Origin of the sequence: Streptomyces katrae, assembly GCF_002028425.1 — a bacterium.
GTDB lineage: Bacteria > Actinomycetota > Actinomycetes > Streptomycetales > Streptomycetaceae > Streptomyces > Streptomyces katrae_A.
Map to the genome: position 1 here is coordinate 2,946,201 of NZ_CP020042.1, position 21,057 is coordinate 2,967,257.

The following is a 21,057-nucleotide window of genomic DNA, read 5'->3' on the forward strand; positions in this document are numbered from 1 at the left end:
CGATCCCTCGCGTTCTACTAGTGATCGTCAGCCTTCCACTGAATCTCCTTGAGGAGCGCCCCACGATAGTACCCAGCTATGGCCAGCGGGAAGTACTCAACAAAACTTTTTTGCAACTCTTTGATCACCTCTCGACGTTGATCAAATCCGTCAAGATCATTTTCCGCCAGAGTGACAAAGAATGCAAATAGCTTGATCCTCCCTTCGCTAGCCGTGTTGAGCGCCCTGGCGAGGGGGCTTGCCGCAGTGAGGGATACCGTCTCATCTCCATCGAAGAAAACTGCTCCAGATTCCTCCTGCTTAAGGGCACGAAAATCGACGAACTTTAGTTCCCAGAAGCCGGGAATGGAGTCGTCGAGAATGCTCGAAGCCTGGAGTCCCAGTGCATTTCCGACGGCGCACTCGTTATTTTGTATGGCATATTCTGATACAAAATTAAGCAGACCTGTCCAATCGCCCTGATTGATGTGACCCTCTGCCCGCCGCCGCAGAATCTCATGGAACTCTCGGGCCGCAGGACTGGCGCCTTCGAGTTCGCGCTGTAGCTCCTCGAAGACGCGCTTGGTCAGCAGCTGGAGATTGATGGGGAACTCGTCGCTTGTAAGGCATTTCGAGATGGTCGCATATTCTGCCCAATTCTTCCAGACGGGTATGAATGCCTTCCTTCTGAAGATCACGGCGTCGTAATAAGCGATTAGCTTCTTAGCTAGCTGTGCCTCATCCCCTTGGATTTTCCCGTGCGAAGCCAAGAAGTGCGCTCGCAGGGTGCCACGCTTGAGCCATTCAAGAACTGCTGCATCATCCAGGCTCGCCTGCCTCCTTATTCCCCACGCCGGAGAGGCTGCTGTAGTCCCGGTGAAGTAATCCGCCAGGTCGGGAATGCTGTTACCTGCTGAACCGTCGAAAATAGAGCCGAAGTCCGGCTCGGAGGGTGTCAGGTAGTTTAGATCCGACCGGACCTCCTCAAAGAGGTCGCCCACTCTTATGGACGATCTCTCCTCGCCTCCCGCTTCTTGAGTGATCTTCGTCTGGGACGAAGTCAGATCTATAAGGATTTGGAGCCCTCGCAGGAGGAAAAGATTCGAAGCCACAACCCAAGGGTGGAATAGCATCCAACGATACGATTGCAGGCGCTGGAAGAGGAGTGTTTCGGCTGCGGACAAGGCGTGCGGGCGCAATCCCATCCGCCACTCAGTGAACCGGCACTTGAGCTCGAAGTTGTCAACGAGCCGTAGGCAGTCAATTGCGCCAAATTCCGTCCCCGCGCGCTGTGCGTCGCGCAGCAGGTAGTCGAGTCGATCCACGTCGAGTTCCCCGGCTACGAGGCCGTGCAAGCAGCCGGCCCAGCTGGGCTGCAATTCGGAAGTTTCGTAGATCCGAAGAACGGCTTCTTTTAGTGCACCAGATAGAGCTCGATGGACAATCTGCCGTGTAATCACCCAGCCGGCGATCTCATGCTCCTGGGGTTCCCTAAGTAGAAGTTGCTGGGTTTGCTCGCTATCATCACCATTTATTGCCTGTTCGACAATCGACGATATTAGCGGTTCAAGCGCGTGCGAAAACGGCGGATGGCCAATATCATGCAGCAATCCGACGCAGCCTACGGCATCGCTTATGAAAGCTCTAAACTCGCCTTGATCATCTGGAGCTTCGGGCACCTCCAGAGCTACGGCTTGGGAGAACTTTTCGCGAGTGTCTGGAGTTGCATTTCGCCAGGCACTGTCCCAGGCAAGGCGCGCCAGATGCATAGCCCCGAGAGAGTGTTCAAATCGGCTGCCACTCATCGTCGGATAGACAGCGGTAGCAAGCGAGTTTTGCGCAATACGGCGAAGCCTCTGAACGAGCGGATCGTCGACGACTCGAAGAAGAGATGTCGGTATTCGTACGTAGCCGTGCACGGGGTCTCGTATAAGCCGTTCACGCATTATGGCGTTCATGACGCCTCCACGTACCGCCGCGTGATGACAGACTGAGTGCGAGCTGTTGCTTACCGGCCGTCTGGGGCAATCCTGGGCTCTTCAATGCTCTGCTTCCCAGGTGCCCCTCGCAACTTCGATCGATGTGCTCCAGGCTGGCAACGGCAGCATCTCGCTCGTCGGTGTTGGCACCGACCCCATCAGCTGCCCTACTTGTGCAGAACGTCATCGAGGTGTGCCTGCACCGGATCGAACAGCCCGTACGGCACGTACTCGGCGATCTCGGCGTGGGTGATCCAGGCGAGCTCCGCCACCTCGTGGGGAGCAGCAACGGTGGCCGTGCCAGACACGACCTCACACGCTAGGTAGGCCATTGATCGGCCGGTCAGCGGATGTCGAACGCCACCGCGATGCCGCCTGACACCCATTCCTCCCTGACTCGTCCGACAACTGCTGCCGATGAGTGAACGTGCAGGCGCGTCCACCCGGCGTATCGAGCCCGTTCGGATGCGCCCGAAAGACTAGTTCGCGACCTGGTCAACGGCGACGGGAGCAGCAGTGAACTTGATCATCGGGACCTGGAACGTAGAGAACTTCTGCCGACCGCTGCCACCTGGCAGCACGCCCAACCCCAACAGGTGCGCCGCCAAGGACCAAGCGACCTACGACGCCAAGGTCGAGGCCTTGGCCGGCGTCATCACCGAGCTCGGGCCGGACCTGCTCGGCGTGCAGGAGGTTGGCAGCCAGGAGGCTCTGGACGACCTGGTGGCCAAGCTGCCGGGCACGTGGCACACCGCCCTGTCGAACCACCCGGACCCCCGCGGCATCCGCGTGGGCGTCATCAGCCGCTTCCCTCTGCTCGACGTCCAGCAGCGCAAGGACTTCCCGGACCACCTCCGCCCCATCCAGGTCGAAGACCAGGGCGACGACGCCCTCACCAGCGAGATGGGGCGCGGCGGTCTGGCCGTCCGGGTCGAGCCGTCTCCCGGCCAGAGCCTCCGCGTGGCCGTCTGCCACCTCAAGTCGAAGCTGCTGACGTTCCCGAACAAGCAGCACAGCACCCACGACGAGCATCTGCGTGCCCGCTATGGGGCTTACGCGCTCTTCCGCCGCACGGCCGAGGCCGTCACCATGCGTGGCCTGGCCGACGACCTGCTCCAGGGCGACGGCAAGAACCGCAACGTCATCGTGCTGGGCGACTTCAACGACGAGTGGCAGGCCGCCACCACCCAGATCCTGTACGGCCCGCCAGGCTCGCAGATCGGCACCGGCGGCTTCACTCACCCCGACAACCCGGGCGACGCCAACCGCCTGTGGAACCTGGCCCCGCACATCCTGGAGCGGGGCGGCTTCTCCCGCATCTTCGAGGGCCAGCACGAGCTGATCGACCACATCATGATCAGCCACGCGCTGCTGGCCAAGTTCCAGGAGGTCTCCACCGGCAACGAGAAGCTGCCGAACGTCGTGGAGGCCCAGCCGGCCGCGGCCCACGACAAGCCGTCCGACCACTCACCCGTGGTGGCGAAGTTCAACCTGTAGGAACAGCAGGGCCAGCACAGCGGGTAGCTGTGCTGGCCCTTGGCTGTGCGTGTTCAACCGCGTCAGCTCGACTTCTTGTCGGGCCGTGGCCGCCAGTGTTCGATGGATGGACCAGTTCCGCCACCGAGAGATGTGCCGCGACGCACGGGAGGCGGAACGTTCGGTGTATGAGGACCGCCTCGCCGAGGGGCGAGTAGAGCTCATCATGGCCTCTAGGATCACGGCCTATCCCGGGGGCTTCAGGCAGTAGCGGGCGTAGTAGTAATAGGCCCGGGTGTCCTCCGATGTGACGTGGCCGCCCTTCAGGAAGCCCGCGATCTCCGTAGCCTTCGCATAGGTACCTTGTGTGTATTTCGCCCAGCTGATGAGCGTATTCAAGGAGGGGAGGACCCAGTGCTGGCGAAGGATCGACTCAGCCTTGCCCTGGACAGCCTCCAGTGTGCCGCCCACGTGGTCATAGCTCTCGGTGCTTTCCCCGTTTTTTTGCTTCTGACTGTTCGACAGTAGGCTCCACGCTTCGCTGCACGCGACGTCCTCGATGACCTCTGCCGCGGCCTTGTCCATGTCAGTCAGCAGCTGCGACCACGTGGTGGGGTCGGTACTGCCCTGGCCGATGATGGCGGCGTTCGTCACCGCCGCGGCGTCGGCCTCCCGGGTCGAACCCGTTCGGATCACGTCCATTCGGTTCGCCAGGGCCTGCGCTTGGACGATGGCGGCCGAGACCTCCTCCGGCGGGTCCTTGGGTGCTGTCGACAGGAGTTCGTCCAGGCTCCTCTTCTGCGTGCCCAACTCAGTTAGCTCGCCGGGGTGGTACGTCTCGGTGAGGTTCTTGGCCCGGGGGAAGACGCTCTGGTAACGGGCAAGCCATTCAGCAACGGCAGACCCGCCTTTGCTTGCGCCTCCACCGCCGCAGCCAGTGGTCAGAGCACCCACGCAGAAGAGGGATGCCACAAGAAGAATGAGGAAGCGAGGTAGGTGGAACATGAGGTCTCCCTCTGGGGCCACCGAAGGTACTTCCACCTCTCAGCGTACGCTCGCAGCCGTCGCCAGGCCTGATGAGGCGGCCGGGGCGCATCTCACATGTGTGTAGGTAGCCCGGCCTCGTCACCTATATCCCATTCAGCGATGTTCACGGCGAGACCCTTTGAGCGCTCGTGATCGTGATCGCGTTCCTGGCGGTGGCAGACATCGCCGTCCGCGGCGATGCGCCGACCCTGCACAACCTGCTGGGGTACGTCTGTTGTGCGGGGCCGACGAGGCCCCGCACGCTCAACGTCCATGCACAGTCGCTACCTTGACGGCTTTCTGATCGCCACGGACGTTCAGTTGCACTCCCTCCTCAAGGACGGTGGAAGTACAGAGAAACGTGCTCAGGCGGCCGGCTCCAGTGTGGCCTGGGCCGCGGCGACGGCCCGCAGCTGCCTCGCCAGGACGGTTGGGCCGAGCGTCGCCAGGGCCCACAGGGCACTGACCTGTCGGCCGGAGCCCCAGATCCCGCCGGGTGGGGTCAGGAACGGGATGACGGCCAGACCCTGGGCCGCGAACGGGGCCGAGTCGAGGTATTTCATGCCGCCGGTTCCGCACAGATATGAGCGGGCACCGATGGCGGCGGCGAGGTCGGCGAGCCGTTGGGACCGGCCGGGCCGGGCCGTCAGGTCGCTACTGCGGAGGATCTGACCCTTCCAGCCGAGGAGGCCCAGGAGGGTCCGGGCAGAGGTTTCAGCGACGACAGCGGTCCGGCCGCTACCGAATGCGGTCGCCACTGGCTCCAGGGATTGGGCGAGGGCGGGCCAGTGCAAGCTGGCTCCGTAGTACTGCCTCAGCATGGCCATGGTCCGGCGCCGGGCAAGGTCAGGGTCGACGATCAGAGCGTCTTGAACGATTGTCTGGTGGCCTCGGGGAAGGTGGGTGGGGATAGACATCCACCGCGACGCTGGCGCCTGCGGGACTCCCAGAGCGGCGAGGCGGGTGCGGTGCTGGTAGTCGCGGCGGGTGAACTGGACGTCGTCGAGGACGATCCAGGTGTCCGCCGCGAACAGCTTGGCCAGCGTGGTCAGCCGGGGGAACAGGTTGGGCTGGTGGATGGCACACAGCCCGCCCGGCGTGGGGAGGTCAGGAGCCGATGAGGCGGCTGGTGAAGCCGTCGCGGATGAGGGATTCGTACGCGTCATGCACGTCCTCCGGGACATCCTGGGCGATGGCGAACCCGTTCTTCGGATACTCGATCACCCGCTGGAGATCGCCAACGAGCATGTCGAGGACAAGCTTCTCGTCGCCGATGCTCTTGAGGTAGTCGTCCAGCTCGAGCGGCTCCGAGGCACAGACAATCTCGACCTCGGGCCACAGCTTGCGGGCGGTGGCGAACGATCGCCTCTCCATATACGGCTTGGAGACCAACAGGACGGTCTTCGGCGTGATGCCGTTCCCGGCCAGGAGCTCGCGGCTGAGGGTGATGTTCTGGCCGGTGTTGGCGGCGTTCGGCTCGACGAGGATCGCGTCGTCGGGGACGCCGAGTTCGAGGGCGTGCTCGCGGAAGTGCACGGCCTCCCCGCGGGGGAAGCGGGCCCGGGTGGTGGGGCTGTTGCCACCGGTGAACACGACTACCGGGAACAGGCCGGCGTGATAGAGGTCCGCGGAGGCGGCGGCGACTCCGAGGTCGTGGCTGCCCAGTCCGATGGCGACATCCACTGGGGCCAGGTCGTGGCTCATCTGGTGGTAGTCCCAGATCAGCTTGGCCTTGCGCCACTGGTCCTCGGTGATCGTCTGCTGGTTGTCCGTCACGCGATCTTCTCCCTGGTCACCGTCGTCGGGGGCCGGCGGCCCCCTCGCTCATGGCCCTGATTCCCTCGATGCTGGCCAGCTGGTGGCTGAGGCCGAACTGCCCGGCCAGTCTGGCCGCCTTGTCGAGGACGTGAAGACCATCATCGCGGGTGGCGGGATCGGACAGCAGGATGTGCCCGTGGGCGGTTTCCAGGCGGACCCGCTGCATCGGAGCGTCGGTGGCGGCCGTGCTGCGGGCGATGCCGATGAAGTGCAGGGCCGACGTCAGGTCGCCGGCGCCGCGATGGGCCAAGGCGAGCTTCTGGTGGGCCACCGACCAGTCCTCGGGCTCGGCGAGATCCTCGAACTCCCGGGTCGCGGCGAGCATGACGCGCGAGGCATAGCTGTGGTTGCCGTCCTTGCTCAGGGCCGTTCCCACCCACAGCCGGGCACGGGCCCGGTCACGGCGGGAAAGCCGGTCGTCGACGGCCAGGGATTCGTACTGCTGGGCCGCGATCTCCAGCCTCCCCGACATCTCCGCGACCACTGCGAGAGACAAGTCGAGCTGGGCGACCCGGCGAGGAATGTCCAACTGCCCGAACAGAGACTTCGCCGAGGCATAGGAGTACTGGGCCGACAGCGGGCCGATCACGGCCCCCCGGTCGCGCTGGAGATCACCCAGCAGGGCGGTTGAGCGGGCGAACAGATACAGGCCCTTGTCATCGAGAGCGGTCGGCTTGAACCGTCCGAGCCAGCGGCGGATGAGACTCTCGGCGAAGGTGAAGTCCTGCCGGGACAGGGCCACCACGGCCCGGTCGAGATCGTCGGTCCACGACTCGTACTCCCAGGCCAGCGGCCCGCTGACGGTCACCCTGCGGGCACTGGCAGCGGAGGTGGTCCGGCTGGCTTCAGACAGGAACGTCTCGAAGCGGAGGTGGGCGGCGGCATCCGCGCGAGCCAGAGCGGTGTCCAAGATCGCCTGGGTGTCCTGGCGGGGCTCGGTCGCGGCCAGGAGCTTCTCCCACTTGGAGATCGTCCTGATGCCGATGCCGAGATGGCCGGCGAACGATCGGACGCTCAGCCGCAGCGCAAGACGCAGGGCACGGGCCTCCAGGCCGGTCCAGTGGTGCACGGTCGCCACACGTCGCTCCCTTCCTGCCGACATCGAAGCACGGCTCGCACGAGCGGGGGGACACAAGTGCAACGGAAGTACAACAGGCGGTCATTTCCGCAGCGTTGAAGCAGGTCCAGGCTGAGCGATGACACCAACCGCCGGACCTTTGGACGGACATCAGCATGGAACCCCTCACCGAGCATCGCGGCGTCAGCGGGCCGGTCGTTTACGGCTACCTGCGGCTGGTCCGGGTCTCCCCGGCCCGCCAGATGGCCCTGAACGAGGCTCTGGCCGAGTACTGCCGCCAGCACGAGCTGACGCTCTCGGGGGTGTTCACCGAACGAGATACCGGCAACGAGCCGTCGGCGGCGTTCACCGGCCTGATCGACGTCCTGGAACTGCCCGACACCTACGGCGTCGTCCTGCCCGCTGCCTCCCACCTGGGCCCCAAGGACATAGCCGCCCCGAGGCAGGCCCGGATCGCTGCGGCCGGCGCCCGGCTATTGCTGGTCCGAGGACCCGGCAGGCGCCGCCCGGCAGACCACGGCCCGACCGGACCGGGCCCGGCGTCGGTCCGCCGCCGCTTCGGCCCGGCTCCCACCCCAGCCCTAGACACCGAGACGCGAGGCCCCAATGCCTGATGCGAAGCAGAAGTTCTTCGACCCGCGGCCCGAGTCGGTCGGCCTCGCTCGGGACTTCGCCGTCACCACCCTGAGTTCCTGGGGCCTCGACAGCCCTGCCGAGGACATCCGGCTCTGCGTCTCCGAGCTGGCCTCGAACGCTCTGGTCCACGGGAGTGACGCCGCGCACGGCTTCCTGGTGAGGCTGGACGCCGACGAGGATTTCGTACGCCTGGAAGTGCACGACAGCCGTCCCCGCCACCGCCGCGAACCCGAGATCTCGAATAAGGGCGAGACCGACATCGCTGGCCGGGGCCTACGGATCGTCGCAGTGCTCGCCGACGGCTGGGGCGTCGAGGATCGCAGGCCCTGCGGCAAGATCGTCTGGACGCGGTTCAAGGCGGGCCAGCCAGGCGGACAGGCCCGAGCGTGCTGACCCGCACCGTCCCGGACACCGGGCTGCTGTCCTCACTCGGCGCCTGGACCTGGCCAGGCACTGCCCCGGACGGACGCCAGGTCGCCCACATACTTCTCGCCCACCGGCTCGGCCGGACCAGCCACGACACCCCCGAGGCGATCGAGGCCCGGATGCGGCAGCTCACTCAGATCCTGGGTGGCCTCGCCCGAGCCCAGGACTCCGTCCCCGACACCCAGGGCACCCTCGTGACCATCGGACCCCGGTCCCTGCTGAAGTTCCCCGGCGCCCGCTGGGGCCTGAGACTGCCGGCCCACCCCCAGTGGACCCGCTTGGTCCAGGACAGCGGCCGGGCCGCCCTGATCGTCGGCCTGGACCCGCTCACCCAGTCCGCCGACGCCGTCCGAGTTGACGCCTACCTCGACGCCGGGATCACCGCCGACCGGCTGCTCTTCGGCTTCGCCCGAACCTCCCGCACCGCCTGAACCACCGGCCCCATGCACGGCCCCCATCTCGCCACGAGAGGTCACTGCCATGGAAACGTTCGAACGCGCACGGCTGGACGCCTACTTCTCCAAGGTCGCGGCCCGGTTCACCCCGGACGAGCGGCCCGCGTCGTTGCTGGTCACGCACCTGTTGCCTGAGCGGCCGGCTTTCGTCCGGGCAGTCGCCCAGATGACCATGCTGAAGGCGGTGCTGCCCAAGCCCAAGTCCATCAGCACGGCTGCCCAGCGCGAGGTCGAGCACACCGTCCCGGTCGACGCCTTGACCCGCGAGCTGTTCACCAACCCCGACACCGCCCTGGACTACCTCGAATCCCGGGCCGGCGGCGAGGCCCTCGCCCTGCTGGACGTCGGCGGCTACTTCGCCCCCACCCTTGAGGCGGTGGACAGCCGCTTCTCCGGTCGGCTTTCCGGGGTGATCGAGGACACCGAGAACGGCCACCGCCGCTACGAGGACCTCGACAAGCTGCCCTGCCCGGTCATCTCCGTCGCCCGGTCCCCACTGAAGGACCCCGAGGACTTCCTCGTCGGCCAGTCCGTCGTCTTCTCCACCGAGGCCGTCATCCGCGGATGCGGCGACATCCTCCACGGCCGCCCTGCCCTCGTGCTCGGCTTCGGCAAGCTCGGTTCGTCCATAGCCCGGCTCCTGCACGCCAAGGGAATCCAGGTCACCGTCTTCGACATCGACCCCGTCCGCCGCACCCAGGCCCTCTCTCAGGGCTTCACCGTCGCCCGGGACCGCGAAGCCGCCCTGACCGGCGCTGGCCTGGTGCTCTGCGCGACCGGCTCGATTTCCCTGCGGGGCGAGGACTTCGCCCACCTCCGCAACGGCGCCTACGTCGCCACCGTCACCAGCAGCGAGGACGAGCTGGATCTGAACGGACTTCCAGACGTCTATACCCGAACCACCGTCGGCGACCACGTCACCCGCTACCAGACCACCGGCCATTACTTCTATCTGGCGAACGGTGGCAACGCCGTCAACTTCATCCACGGCGCCAGCGTTGGGCCGTTCATCTTCCTGATCCAGGCCGAGATCCTCGCCGCGATCAGGATGCTTACCCTCGGAGACCTCGCCCCCGGTATCCACGAGGTCCCCGCGGCCGACCGCGCCGCTATCGCGGCAACCTGGCTCAACTACTTCAACAGGTGATCACCATGGCCATCACGGCAGACCACATCCGCACCACCTTGACCGCCTACCTCGACCAGCACCCGGAGGCCAAGCCCGAGCTCGACGTCGTCCTCGGCCTCCTCGACGACGGCGACGACCTCACCAGCCGCAAGGCCCTGCCCGGCCACGTCACCGCCGGAGCGATCCTCATCGGCGCCGACCAGCGTGTCCTGCACATCCACCACCTCGCCACCGGCAAATGGCTCCTGCCCGGCGGCCACATCGAGCCCGGTGACAACACCCTCCTCCAGGCAGCCGGCCGTGAGCTCGCCGAGGAGACCGGCATCCCGCCCCACCTGGTCACCCCGTACGGCGAGACCCCCCTCCACATCGACGTCCACCCCATCGAGGCCAATCCCGCAAAGGACGAGCCCGCCCACCAGCACTTCGACTTCAGGTTCCTCTTCCGCACAACCGCCGACATCGGCAACCTCCAGACCGAAGAGGTCTCCGATGCCGCCTGGCGCGAGCTCGACACCATCAGCGATGACGACCTCCGCGACCGGATCGCCAAGGCGCTTCGCTGACGCCTGACAGCTGGCCGTCCCTGCGATCTCCGTCTCCCCCAGTGTGGGGATATCGCCACCTCGGCTGCCGACAGTAGAACGCCTCGAACGTGAGTCCAAGAGAACCCCGGCAGCCAAGGCTGCCGGGGTTCTCTCTTGCGGGCACGAAGGCGAAAGGTCGTTCATCAGGAGACACGCACCCGACTTAGCCGACTCACGGCCAGCCTATCCGAACTGGCTATCACCCTCTGGCTGCATCTCCTCCAGGCGGGGAACTGGGGAGGATGTAGCCCGAAAGCCTATTGATCCGAAACGGTTGGGGTTCTGGGTCGTTGTAGTGGTGTGAGTGATCTGGTGGGGGACGCGCGGCACCTGTCGCCGACGGCGCAGGAAGCGTTGCGGCTGCGGGCGGTGGCCGCGCTGGTGGAGGGCCGCGACCGTGCGGAGGTTGCGGCGGTGTTCAAGGTCTCGCTGAAGGCGGTGGACGGCTGGTGGGCGAAATGGCTGGCCGGCGGGCGTGATGCGCTGACCGCTCGCCCGCGGGGCAAGCGCGTGGGCGAGCATCAGGTGCTGTCCGAGGCCGAGCAGGCGGCCCTTCGCCAGGCGGTACTCGATCACCGCCCTTGTGACCTTGGGTTATCCGGGCAGCTGTGGACGCGTGGCCAGGTCGGCGTACTGATCGCGAAGTTGTACCGGGTGCGGCTGACCGAGCCGGGGGTGGGCAAGTACCTCAAGCGGTGGGGGCTGTCGTTCCAGCGGCCCGACAAGCGGGCGGTCGAGCAGGACCCGGAGGGGGTGCGGGTCTGGCTGGAGGAGACCTGGCCGGCGATCCGCGCGAAGGCGAAGGCGGAGGGCGGCGAGGTCCTCTTCGCCGACCAGGTCGGCATCCGCTCCGACCAGGTCAGCGGCCGCACCTGGGGCGAGCGGGGCCGCACCCCGATCGTCCGGCGGACCGGGAACCGGATCTCCGTGAACGCGATGTCGGCGATCAGCACGAAGGGCCGCATGCACTTCATGGTGTTCACCGAGAGCTTCGACGCGAACGTGATGTGCCGGTTCCTCGACCGCCTCGCCGGCCACTTCGACCGCAAGATCCACCTCGTGGTGGACCGGCATTCAGCCCACCGGTCCCGCACGGTCCGCGACTGGCTGGCCGATCACGCCGACCAGGTCGAGCTGCACTTCCTGCCGTCGTATTCGCCCGAACTCAACCCCGACGAGCTCGTCAACGCAGACCTCAAACGGAGCCTTCCCGCGAGCAGCAAAGCCCGTACCCAGGCCCAACTCGCCAGCGAGACACGACGGTTCTTCCACCGCCGTCAGCGCCAGCCGCACATCGTCCGCGGCTACTTCCACGGCCCGCACGTCCGCTACACCCTCGAAGAGAACCCTTTGAGTTTCTGATCAATAATTAGCCATTGACATTACTGGTCGAACAGAGTACGAATACTGTTAGTGATCGCCCGCCAAGAGTAACGAGAAGCCCCAGCAGGGGCTTTTTTCGTCTTCGCAGAGCCGGAATCACCCTGTCCGAATTCATCGTTTCCGGAGCCTGTCAGCGGTAGGATTTCCGTCAGCAGCCAGGTAGCACGGCGGTTGAAGTGTGGCTGGAGCTGTTCACCGTCCAGAATGAGCTTGTCGAACAGCTCAGTAATCAACTCGCGCTTGCGGTCGCCGTTCGTGGATTTCGTGAACTCGTCGGCCGCTTGTTGGGTCATCTCAACGAAGCTAAACGCCGTGTCGAGATACGACGTGTCCTCAGCTTCCAGCGACCCCAGCTGCCGGCCGATGTCGGCCTGCTGGGCATGGAGCGAGACTGCCTTGACGTCGTACTCGCCTGCACTGACCCGCCCTTCGAGGCGGTCGTCGTACAGCATGGTCAGCTTGGTCTTGATCCGGTTCTCCTCCTGCTTGAGACCCTCCGCAGCAGCCTCTTGCAGTGAGAGCTGGGACCGCAGGCCGACCTCAAGCTCGTTCTTGAGCCATGCAGTCAGGCGCGGCCGGGGCGCCTTCAGCCGACTTAAGGCGCCAGCCAACTGCTCCTCGATCACCTCTTGCCGGACGAAGCGCCGCCGGCTGCATGACCGCGGCTTGGGGCACTTGCCGTACCAGTAGCCTTTGGCGGTCTCCCAGACCAGCAATCCGTCACAGGCCGCACAGGTCACCAGCCCCTGAAACAGCGGGTGGTGTTTGCGGTAGTGCTGAATCTGCGTGGCACTCCGAGACAGCGTGCGCTGCACCTGCTCGAACAGCTCCACCGAGACAATCGGGTCGTGGCTGCCGGGGTACTGCTTGCCGTTCCACCGGATCACGCCGACGTAGTACGGGTTGTGCAGCATTCGGAAGACCCGGTCGCCCTTGATCGGCTTGCCGTCGATCAGCAGCCCGCGCTTGGTCATCTCGCGCGCCAAGGACCTCACCGTGAAGCGCTTCGTCTTGGCCAGCTTGAACATCTCAACCACGAGCGGTGCGACAGCCGGCACGACCCGCTGGACCCGTTTGCCGCCGTCCAGCACGTTCTCGTAGCCGGGCGGGGGGACGGCGGGCAGCCAGCCTTGGCGCAGCTTCTCCAGCTGGCCCTTGCGCACTTCCTCGCTCAGGTTGTCGGTGTAGTTCTTGGCCACCACCACGTGCATGCCCCAGACGAACTTGTCCTGGGAGGACGAGTTCTTGTGCAGCACGAGCGAGTTCTTGGGGCAGTGCAGCCGGCGCGTGTCGTCGCTCTCCAGCCACTCTTCCACCATGACCGTGTCCTTGAAGTTTCGCAGCAGGCGATCCACCTTCTCGCAGACGAAGTGCAAGATCTGGTGTTTCTTCAGGTAGACCATGGTCTCGTTGAACGTCTTGCGCTGATCTACCTTCGAGGCCGTCTCAGAAATATGGAACGGCTTAACAGCTTTCAGGCCAGCTCGCTCGCAGTAGTCGCGCAGAAAGCGCTCCTGGGCTTGCAGCGAGTAGCCCTCTTGTTCTTGTTCCTTGCTCGACACCCTGACCAGGATGACGGCTCGTTTTAAATTCTTACTCGTAGAACCTCCTTCTCCGACACTTGTCGGATGGTTAATGGTTCCCCGCCCGACTATTATGCGACCTCCCTGGGGTTAGTCAAGAGTTATCACCCTTGACGGCGTCATGCTCAGCTACTCGACGTTGCACACCGAGCTTGATTAAGGCGGTGTAGAACCGTCCGAGCCAGTCGGCAATTTCCGTAACCTCGGCCAGATCAAAGTCTTGGCCGTAGTCGTCACGCAGGATGGACTGGAGTTCGTCCAGTCGCTGAGCTTGAGTCTGCACATTGGTTGGCATAATAAAAACCCTCGATAAAGTGATGAGAAAACCCGAACCAGCAGAAGCCGGTCCGGGCCAGATTTGAGCGTTAAGTGAGTCAGGCGAGCACCACCTCCCGAACCAGCTTCAGCGCCCGCGCCTTCAGCGGCTCCGGCCTGATCAGCGTCCGGTTGAGCTTGGTCTCCCAGGTGCGGGACCGGCGAACATGGTCCAGGTACTCGCCTGCGGCCTGTACGAGCCCGTAAGCGGTGTGGGCGACCGGAGCAGTGGTTGCGGAAGCCAGGATGGTCCGGATGGCCTCACGGGCCTCCTCAACGTTCCTGGCAACCCGGTCAGTCACCAGGCCCTGGGGCGGCATCGGAATGAACTCCCGCACGAACAGTTCGCGCTGCTGGGCCGTGACCGATATGCCGAGCAGCTCGGTAGCCAGCGCCTCGTAGGCACGCATCTCCTGGCGGGCACCCGTCACCGCTTCGCGGGCTTGGACGACGCGGTTGCGCCAGCCCGGCTTGTGGATGAAGGAGAAGGTGGTGCCGGTGCGGTCGCCTTCGAGCTCGGCGGCCCGGAAGGTGTTGGCGCAGACGATGCGAACCGCGGTGGCTCGCAGGGTGCAGCCGCCGGGCTGGCCGTGTCGGTTGGTGATGGCCAGGTACGGCAGCGTCGGACTGTCGTCGCCGGGCAGGACGATGGGCTCGTCCAGCAGGGCCAGGCACCAGACGGAGCGACCTTCGTCCAGAGAGCCGGCGGTCTCCCAGGAAACGTTGGGCATGGCGAGGACGGCTTCTACGATCTCGCCCATCTCGCCGTGGTCGATGACGGCGTAGCTGTCGCGGTTGATCCACAACGTGGCGCTGGTGTCGGAGCGGGCGATGCGCTGCCAGCCCTCGATGGGCCGGTACAGCGGCTGGTCGGACTCGTCAACACCGTGCAGCTCGTACACGGCCTCGGTGATCGGGTCCCAGGTCAGGCCGGCGAGCTGCCGGGCTTCGTCCCAGGTGGTGGGGTGCTGGTCCAGGACCAGCCCCTCACGGTGCCAGGGCATCTCCCTGACGGAGAACATCGACTCAACGTCGGCAGGCATAGCCGCCTCCCTTGATCAGTGTGGACATGAGGAAGGCAGCCCACCGGGATGGTGGGCTGCCTCTTGGGTTGGGGATTGGAAGGTGCGCTTGGCCAGGTCAGGTCTCCCTCAGCTCGTTCCAGCAGTAGCCGCAGTCCGGCCCTGGTTCGCCGGTGAACACGGAGATCGGGATCACGTCGTCGTCCTCGTTCTCCCAGCGGTGGTGTGCCATCACCCGGAGGACGGCGTTGATCGCCTGGTCGTCACAGGTGACGTAGGTGTACGGCTCCTCGCCGTCGTAGCGCTCACTTCCCGCGACAGTCACCGTGTAGGTGACCATGACGGCTCTTCCGCCTACTCGGTGTCGACGTACGTCAGCTCGGTGATGTGGAAGCTGGCTGCTGGGTGGAGGGCGTTGGCGTAGCCGGTGATGGGCAGACCCGTGAAGTACCGGATCTGCTCAGCCAGCCAGCACCGAGCCAGCAGCGCGTCGCACCCATCCTTGGGATCAAAGGTGATCTTCAGGGTGAGGTCCATGTCAGCAGGCCTCGGTGGCGTCAACGTCCAGCGAGAAGCTGGTGCTGTACTCGTCCACCTGGTCGAGGCTCGACAGGTCGGGCACGAGGTACAGCTCGGCGTCCTTGATGGCCGCCTCCTCGCTGCTGTTCTCGACCTCGTAGCTGCCGGAGATCGTGTAGGTGACCTTGACAGTCGTCATGTACGGCTCGAACTCGAACGCGGACAGGAAGCTGTCCAGCCCGTCGCGGCAGATGGAACCGTTCTCGTGCGCCTCGATGGCGTAGTCACGGATCGCGTCCAGCTTGGTGGCGTGGGCCATACGCTGCTCGGCGTGGGCCTCGATGGCGATGCGCCGGCAGATGGACAGGGCCTCGACCGCGTCACGCCAAGCGGCCTCGCGCACCACCGGGTCGGTGATGGGCTGGATCTCCAGCACCTTGATGCCATACGCCGTGATGCGTCCGGCGAAGTAGACCTCGATCAGGTCGGGGTCAGCGACCCGGAGGATGACCGCGCTCAGGTCACCAATCTGGACCGGGGCCGGCAGCAGCGCGGCCAGGTCCTGCGGCGGGAGCGTCCGCAGGACTTCGGTGGTCAGCTCAGTCATGGCTGACTCCTTCCGAATGGAAAAGAACAAGCACTGATTTCAGCGGTGAGGCTCAGTGCTCTCAAGCCTTTTCGGGCGGGTGCCCGCCCGACCAGCCATTCACCCCCAGTGGCTGGTCAAGTGGGCACCTGCCCAAATTTGCTACAGAGGCTCGTGGCAGCGGTAACAGCGCTCGTTGTCCATTCGCTCCCATTCGGGCATCACCTTGGGGAACCGATACGTGCTGTAGCTGTCCTCAGCAAAGCGGTTGATACCTAGCCGCTTCGCTGCCAGATCAAGACATCGTTCCGCGCTGGGCCATTGCATGGCAAACAGGTCAATGTCATTGGGAGTGAATAATTCTCTTATGCAGTCGGAGCAATAGGACTGCTCGCCGTAGTAATAGGCGGGTGCGTAGTGTGTTCTAGCCAGAGGTTTGTCTCCTCGCCGCAAGCGGCAGTTAGGTTGGGTGACCGGACGTGAGCCTGTGTGAGCACAAGCAAGGACAGCCTCCTTTCTGGTTAGGGAAATCAGGGTGATCGGGGTTATGGAGATGGGAGTTATGCGGGCGGGTCCAAGATCGAGGCGGCGTCGGCCAGCGTGGCGACAGTGAACAAATCCCTTATTCGGCCGGGCCAATTGTTGACCACGTTTCGGATGCGGGCGCATTCGGCGGCAGTCGGTGCGAGGAATAAGATGCGGGGTGGCTGGTCGCCCAAGCGTTGCTCGCAGAAGCAGGCGTACTGGTAATAGTTGCCGCAGGCAGTTGAGATCCGGCCGTCCTTCTCGCCGCCGTCGCAAACTGCCACGAGCCAGGATTGCCTCGTGCTGGCCTTGACCATTGAGAACGTTGCATCCGGCTTGATGAAAAGCTCATCTTTCTTGTCGTCCTCCCGGTCCGGTCCGTGATACTTCCGCCAGGCATCTGGGTAGGTCTGGAACCGAAGCGGGCGACCTCCTCCCCGAAATGCGTTCTCGGCTAATCGGACGTAGAGCTCGGTCACGGCCAATCGGTGCCGCAAGGCCACTCCGTAGGGTGCGGCTGTTGGCGGTAAGGCAACCCGAACGTCACCAGTGACGGCGCTGAGCCAGCGGCCCAATTCGGTCGGGACAAGGACACTGCCCAGAACCTTGGGTCGTTTCTCGCGTTTGATCAGGTGGAGCTGTTCAAGTCGCTTGGCATAGAGTCCAGCCTTGCGGGCACGCTTGGCGGGACCAAGCGTTGGGAATAGATAGCGGCCGAGCTGCGCCACGGTCGCAACATGAATGGTGGAGAGCATCGTCAGCGCGCCTTTCTCGTCCCACAGCAGCCCGGTGACTCGGGTCATCCGGTAAGGCGTGAGGAGTTGCCGGGCGGCGACTTCCCTACTCACCGAACGCTGGCGCAGTCGGCTGGCATGAGCCTCGATGTCGTAGGTGCTTTTAATAAATTTCAGCATTGGCGCTATTTCCTTTGCTTAGTAGTTGCTCACGGTCGTTGGTCGGCGGCTACCGGAAGCGGCCGGTGCAATGCCTCCATGGCCTGATTGTCGGTAGTGACGGCGAACAGTCCTCGGTCTTCGGCTGGCCGCTTGGCGATGACCCGGCGGATGACGCGAGCACGGGCTTCGTCCGGAACGATGAACATGACGCCGGGGAAGACGCCGAAGCGGCGGAACTCAACCTCGGACAGCTCGTAACGGCGGTAGGCGGTGCACTTCTCGGCAATGCGGCGCGGGCTCTCGGTATCGCGGTCCACCTCGATGAACCACGACAGCCTCAGCTTCAGGCCCGGTACGAGCAGGCGCGTCAACGCATCGGGTTTGAGAACCAGGCGTTCCCCAGCGAAGCCGGTGTAGTGCCGCCAGGAGTCCGGCTCGGCCTGGTACTCCTTCATCTCCGAGCCGTTCGCCTGGGCGTACTCCCGCAGTCGGACGTATAGCTCGGTGATGGCCAGCCGGTGATCAACGAAGTGGTAGCTCGGCCGCCAGCTGCGTCGCTGCCGCTGGCCCGGAGCGCGTTCGACGCCGGTGAGCCGCAGGCCGGCCTCGGTGAGCACGTGGAGGTAGCCGGGCCGGCCGCCTCGCCGCTCGCGCGTCGGGTTGGTCAGCTTGCGCGTCAGACCGAATCGTTCAAGGCGTAGCAGGAGCTGTCTGGCAGCTCGGGCAGCGTCCTCGGCGCTGCGGTCGGGGAACAGCAGGCGGGCGATCTGACTCGCAGTGGTCACGTGGACGATGGCCACCTCACGCATGACCTGGCGCTCCTCCACGGTTAGCACCGGGCCAGATCGCATAAGGGGACGCATGGTGGTGGGACGGGAACCGGGGAGAGACATGGGAAGACCTCCGATAAGGCAATGAGATGTATGAGAAAGGCTGAAGAGTCGTACGCACTTGGGGCCCGTGACCAGGTATGACGGGGATGAGTCACTACACCGAGCGGAGCAGGTTTCGGAGCAGCCAGATGACGGCGCAGCTATCCCCACGGCTGGGCTCCACGGGTGTCGCCAGCGGTACTCCGAGGGCCGCGCCGCCGCTCGGCGATCTCCTGCTCGACCTGCTCGCGGTCCCGGCCGTAGGTCAGTCGGGAGAAGGCGCGGGCCTGCTCGCCGAAGCCGGTGGCCGGCGGCGGTGGGTTAGTGGCGATGCTGACGGGCGGGCTCACCTGACCGTTTGCGACGACGGCGGCGACAGCCGTACGCGGCTCCAGCGTCAGCAGGTCTTCCGGCTTCACTTGCGGGCCGAGCGCCCGAGCCAGGGTGGTGGCGTCATCAGGACCAGGCTGGAGGACGACCTTGGTGCGGGCCTCGCTCAGCAGGGCGGCCCGCAGGTTGGGGGGCACCTGGGTGATGTGCTGGAGCGCGGCGATGATGCCGAGGAAGTGGCCGCGGGCCCGGGCCAGCATGTCGGACAAGTCGGCCCCACCACGCAGGAAGCGGGCGACTTCATCGATATAGAGGAACGTCGGCTGGCGGTGCTCGCGGGTGACGGCGGCTCTCCGCATGACGGCGTTCCAGACCATCCCGACCAGCAGGCCACCGAGCAGGTCGACGGCGTAGGAGCCGGCCAGGCCGGAGGGCAGCGCCACGAGCAGGATCTTGCTTTGGTCGATGACCTGCTGCATGGTCCAGGCGGGCTTAGCTTGGCCGAGCATGGCGCGCAGCTGGCGGCGGTCGGTCAGGGGCGACACCTTGTTGATGACCGCGCTGACGGCTTGGCCTCGTTCGCCTTCGCTCCAGGCGTTGAAGCGGGAAAAGAACGCGCCCACGGTCGGGGCGAAGGCAGGATCGAGGCGGGCCAGGAGACGGGCCCGGAATGAGTCGTCGGTCAGGACGGGTTGGAGTTCCACCAGCGTCATACCGGGGGTGGCGGCCAGCAGAACGAGGCTGGCCTTGAGGACTTCCTCCAGGCGGGGTCCCCAGCTGTCGGCATTGGCGCGGATGAGTTCCATGACCTGGTCGGCCACCAGCTCAGCGTCGTCTTTGGAGCAAGCCAGGGGGTTGATGCCCACCGGCCGGGCGTCGGCGGCGTCCAGGTAGATGAGGTCGCGCACCCGGTGCTCGGGGATGCGGTCAGCCACATCGCGGGCCAGGTCTCCGCCGGGGTCGAGCAGGATGACGCCGTGGCCGACCTGGATGTCCTGAGTCAGCTCGCCCAGCAGCAGCGTGGACTTGCCGGACCCGGTCGGGCCGGTCACGACCTGGTGCATCAGGCCATCAATGGCCGTGACGGCAATGGGCCGCTGCATACCGTCGTAGGTGGCGGTGCCGAGGACGCGGCCGGAGGAGGGCAACTGAGCGACCGGCGGGAACAGGCGGCCACCGCGCAGACTCAAGCCCGGCAGGGTGGGTCCAGCCAGCGGCCAGCCGACCATCGTGGCCGCTTCCCGGGCATTGACGTGCACCGGGGCCACGGATGTACCGGTGGCACCGCGGGCCAGCCAGTCGGCCGCCTGGCGTGGTAGCCAGCGTGGCACCAGCGCCACACCGTTCTGGTCGAGCTGGTGCAGCGTGGCCATGAGCCGGCCAACCAGGAAATGGGCTCGGGACTGATTACCGGCGGCAGCGCCAACGGTGCCGACGACGGCGAACCACGGCTCGCTCGTCTTGGCATTGAAGTCGGCGAGCGCCTGCTTGTCCGGCTTGGCCGGTGGCGCGCCAGTCAGGAGCTGAGCGGCTCGGCTCAGCCACGGCGGCAGCAGGTCCCCTCCCACCCAGCGGTGACGCGCCAGTGGGGCGGTTGGGGTCCGTACGGGATAGATGACGAGCTGATACAGCAGCGTCTCGTCCCGGCTGACCGGTTGGAAGGTGCTGAGCAGGCCGGTGGTGAAGGTCTCCGGTGCATCCGTCCGCAACGGGCGGGCGGTGGTGGTGAGACGGATTCGCCGTAGCCAGCGGGCCTCGGGCAAGGCCGGGGCGTCGAGACGAGCGGACCGCAGGCCTGGCACGATGCCGCGCAGCTGGCGCAGCAGCACGTCAGCCTGGTGCTCGGGCAGCCGCAGCCGGTATTCGATGCCGGCCGCTTGGCCGACGATCTCGAACACGGCGCTGTCCCGGCCAAACAGCCAGCCTCGCTCCGGCCGGAGCCGGGTGAGGGCGTGCAGGAAGGCGGTCACCTGCTGGCTGGTCAGGTCACGGGGGAAATCCAACCGATAGGTCAGACGACGTAGGTCTCGGGAGAGCTGGTCGCGTTCCCTCAGAAAAAGAATGAAACCGATGGTGACGCTAAAGAGCGTCGAGCCCGCGACGAGCAGCGTGGTGTCGCTCATGGCTGGCCTCCGCTGTGCGGGGCCGCCGAGCCAGTGACCTCTACCGAGACCGTGAAACGATGTCGTACCTCATTGGACATCCACCCCCCTAGGCCACAAAAATCCGCCGAAGCGAATATCGTGGCGGTTATGTAGATTGATTGTTGTCTCTTCAACCTACATTTAAATATTAGCATGAAAATGCCCCATTTGTCAATACTTTTAAGGCTTAGTGAAGCCTTTATATCTGTTGAGGCGTGCCGATCTGGCACACGATTCCCCGACGTTGGTGGCCGTTTTTGGGTGCGTGAGTCAGAGGTTTGACATCACTGTGT

At 65.1% G+C, this 21,057-nt stretch carries 22 protein-coding genes; 7 read left to right on the forward strand and 15 right to left on the reverse strand.

The window, feature by feature from the left end:
* Window positions 1-17: 17 nt before the first annotated feature.
* Together B4U46_RS36490 and B4U46_RS36495 are read right to left on the reverse strand one after the other, a co-directional pair.
* Window positions 18-1,937 carry an HD domain-containing protein gene (locus B4U46_RS36490; RefSeq protein ID WP_107438260.1) on the reverse strand — a complete coding sequence of 640 codons (1,920 nt, stop codon included), beginning with the start codon at window positions 1,935-1,937 and terminating at the stop codon, window positions 18-20.
* Between the two features lie 188 nt (window positions 1,938-2,125).
* Window positions 2,126-2,266: a hypothetical protein gene (locus B4U46_RS36495; RefSeq protein WP_185117280.1), complete on the reverse strand. Its 141-nt coding sequence runs from the start codon at window positions 2,264-2,266 to the stop codon at window positions 2,126-2,128.
* 208 nt (window positions 2,267-2,474) lie between these two features.
* Between B4U46_RS36495 and B4U46_RS13265 the strand changes: the two genes are divergently transcribed.
* A complete protein-coding gene (locus tag B4U46_RS13265; protein ID WP_237292845.1) occupies window positions 2,475-3,455 on the forward strand; it encodes an endonuclease/exonuclease/phosphatase family protein in 981 nt (326 codons plus the stop codon).
* Window positions 3,456-3,680: 225 nt separating this feature from the next.
* Here B4U46_RS13265 and B4U46_RS13270 read toward each other — a convergent pair whose 3' ends face one another.
* The 4 genes from B4U46_RS13270 to B4U46_RS13285 all read right to left on the reverse strand — a co-directional run bounded on the left by B4U46_RS13270 (window position 3,681) and on the right by B4U46_RS13285 (window position 7,356).
* Window positions 3,681-4,439, reverse strand: a complete 759-nt coding sequence (locus tag B4U46_RS13270; RefSeq protein ID WP_079427208.1) for a hypothetical protein — start codon at window positions 4,437-4,439, stop codon at window positions 3,681-3,683.
* A 386-nt stretch (window positions 4,440-4,825) separates the two neighbouring features.
* Window positions 4,826-5,626: a WbqC family protein gene (locus tag B4U46_RS13275; RefSeq protein ID WP_079427210.1), complete on the reverse strand. Its 801-nt coding sequence runs from the start codon at window positions 5,624-5,626 to the stop codon at window positions 4,826-4,828.
* A complete protein-coding gene (locus B4U46_RS13280; RefSeq protein WP_079427212.1) occupies window positions 5,568-6,236 on the reverse strand; it encodes a YdcF family protein in 669 nt (222 codons plus the stop codon). The genes B4U46_RS13275 and B4U46_RS13280 overlap by 59 nt, the downstream gene beginning before the upstream one ends.
* 16 nt (window positions 6,237-6,252) lie before the next feature.
* Window positions 6,253-7,356: a hypothetical protein gene (locus tag B4U46_RS13285; protein WP_079427214.1), complete on the reverse strand. Its 1,104-nt coding sequence runs from the start codon at window positions 7,354-7,356 to the stop codon at window positions 6,253-6,255.
* A gap of 155 nt (window positions 7,357-7,511) precedes the next feature.
* Here B4U46_RS13285 and B4U46_RS13290 point away from each other — a divergent pair, with 155 nt between their 5' ends.
* The 6 genes from B4U46_RS13290 (at window position 7,512) to B4U46_RS13315 (ending at window position 11,951) form a co-directional block, all read left to right on the forward strand.
* Window positions 7,512-7,970 carry a hypothetical protein gene (locus tag B4U46_RS13290; RefSeq protein ID WP_079427216.1) on the forward strand — a complete coding sequence of 153 codons (459 nt, stop codon included), beginning with the start codon at window positions 7,512-7,514 and terminating at the stop codon, window positions 7,968-7,970.
* Window positions 7,963-8,385 (forward strand): ATP-binding protein, encoded by a 423-nt coding sequence (locus B4U46_RS13295; protein WP_079427218.1) that lies wholly within the window; start codon window positions 7,963-7,965, stop codon window positions 8,383-8,385. Before B4U46_RS13290 ends, B4U46_RS13295 begins: the two co-directional genes overlap by 8 nt.
* Window positions 8,379-8,849: a DUF5949 family protein gene (locus B4U46_RS13300; protein WP_079427220.1), complete on the forward strand. Its 471-nt coding sequence runs from the start codon at window positions 8,379-8,381 to the stop codon at window positions 8,847-8,849. Before B4U46_RS13295 ends, B4U46_RS13300 begins: the two co-directional genes overlap by 7 nt.
* A gap of 49 nt (window positions 8,850-8,898) precedes the next feature.
* A complete protein-coding gene (locus B4U46_RS13305) occupies window positions 8,899-10,020 on the forward strand; it encodes an adenosylhomocysteinase (RefSeq protein WP_079427222.1) in 1,122 nt (373 codons plus the stop codon).
* Window positions 10,021-10,025: 5 nt separating this feature from the next.
* Complete coding sequence (locus B4U46_RS13310; RefSeq protein ID WP_079427224.1) at window positions 10,026-10,568, forward strand: NUDIX hydrolase; 543 nt, start codon at window positions 10,026-10,028, stop codon at window positions 10,566-10,568.
* A 321-nt stretch (window positions 10,569-10,889) separates the two neighbouring features.
* On the forward strand, window positions 10,890-11,951 hold the full coding sequence (locus tag B4U46_RS13315; RefSeq protein WP_167747559.1) for an IS630 family transposase: 1,062 nt from the start codon (window positions 10,890-10,892) through the stop codon (window positions 11,949-11,951).
* 20 nt (window positions 11,952-11,971) lie between these two features.
* Here the strand turns inward: B4U46_RS13315 and B4U46_RS13320 are convergent, their stop codons facing one another.
* The 9 genes from B4U46_RS13320 to B4U46_RS13355 all read right to left on the reverse strand — a co-directional run bounded on the left by B4U46_RS13320 (window position 11,972) and on the right by B4U46_RS13355 (window position 20,743).
* Window positions 11,972-13,630 carry a recombinase family protein gene (locus tag B4U46_RS13320; protein WP_311736944.1) on the reverse strand — a complete coding sequence of 553 codons (1,659 nt, stop codon included), beginning with the start codon at window positions 13,628-13,630 and terminating at the stop codon, window positions 11,972-11,974.
* 19 nt (window positions 13,631-13,649) lie between these two features.
* Entirely contained in the window at window positions 13,650-13,850 is a 201-nt protein-coding gene (locus tag B4U46_RS37350; protein WP_123995668.1) for a hypothetical protein, read from the reverse strand.
* 79 nt (window positions 13,851-13,929) lie between these two features.
* Window positions 13,930-14,913, reverse strand: coding sequence for a DUF932 domain-containing protein (locus tag B4U46_RS13325; protein WP_079427228.1), 984 nt, complete (start codon window positions 14,911-14,913; stop codon window positions 13,930-13,932).
* 97 nt (window positions 14,914-15,010) lie between these two features.
* Window positions 15,011-15,232, reverse strand: a complete 222-nt coding sequence (locus tag B4U46_RS13330; RefSeq protein WP_079427230.1) for a hypothetical protein — start codon at window positions 15,230-15,232, stop codon at window positions 15,011-15,013.
* A gap of 14 nt (window positions 15,233-15,246) precedes the next feature.
* Window positions 15,247-15,429 carry a hypothetical protein gene (locus B4U46_RS13335; protein WP_079427232.1) on the reverse strand — a complete coding sequence of 61 codons (183 nt, stop codon included), beginning with the start codon at window positions 15,427-15,429 and terminating at the stop codon, window positions 15,247-15,249.
* Between the two features lies 1 nt (window position 15,430).
* Entirely contained in the window at window positions 15,431-16,018 is a 588-nt protein-coding gene (locus tag B4U46_RS13340) for a hypothetical protein (RefSeq protein ID WP_079427234.1), read from the reverse strand.
* Between the two features lie 539 nt (window positions 16,019-16,557).
* Window positions 16,558-17,436, reverse strand: a complete 879-nt coding sequence (locus tag B4U46_RS13345; protein WP_079427235.1) for a replication-relaxation family protein — start codon at window positions 17,434-17,436, stop codon at window positions 16,558-16,560.
* A gap of 29 nt (window positions 17,437-17,465) precedes the next feature.
* Window positions 17,466-18,227, reverse strand: coding sequence for a replication-relaxation family protein (locus B4U46_RS13350; RefSeq protein WP_159402089.1), 762 nt, complete (start codon window positions 18,225-18,227; stop codon window positions 17,466-17,468).
* A 224-nt stretch (window positions 18,228-18,451) separates the two neighbouring features.
* Window positions 18,452-20,743: a type IV secretory system conjugative DNA transfer family protein gene (locus B4U46_RS13355; protein WP_079427239.1), complete on the reverse strand. Its 2,292-nt coding sequence runs from the start codon at window positions 20,741-20,743 to the stop codon at window positions 18,452-18,454.
* Window positions 20,744-21,057 lie beyond the last annotated feature (314 nt).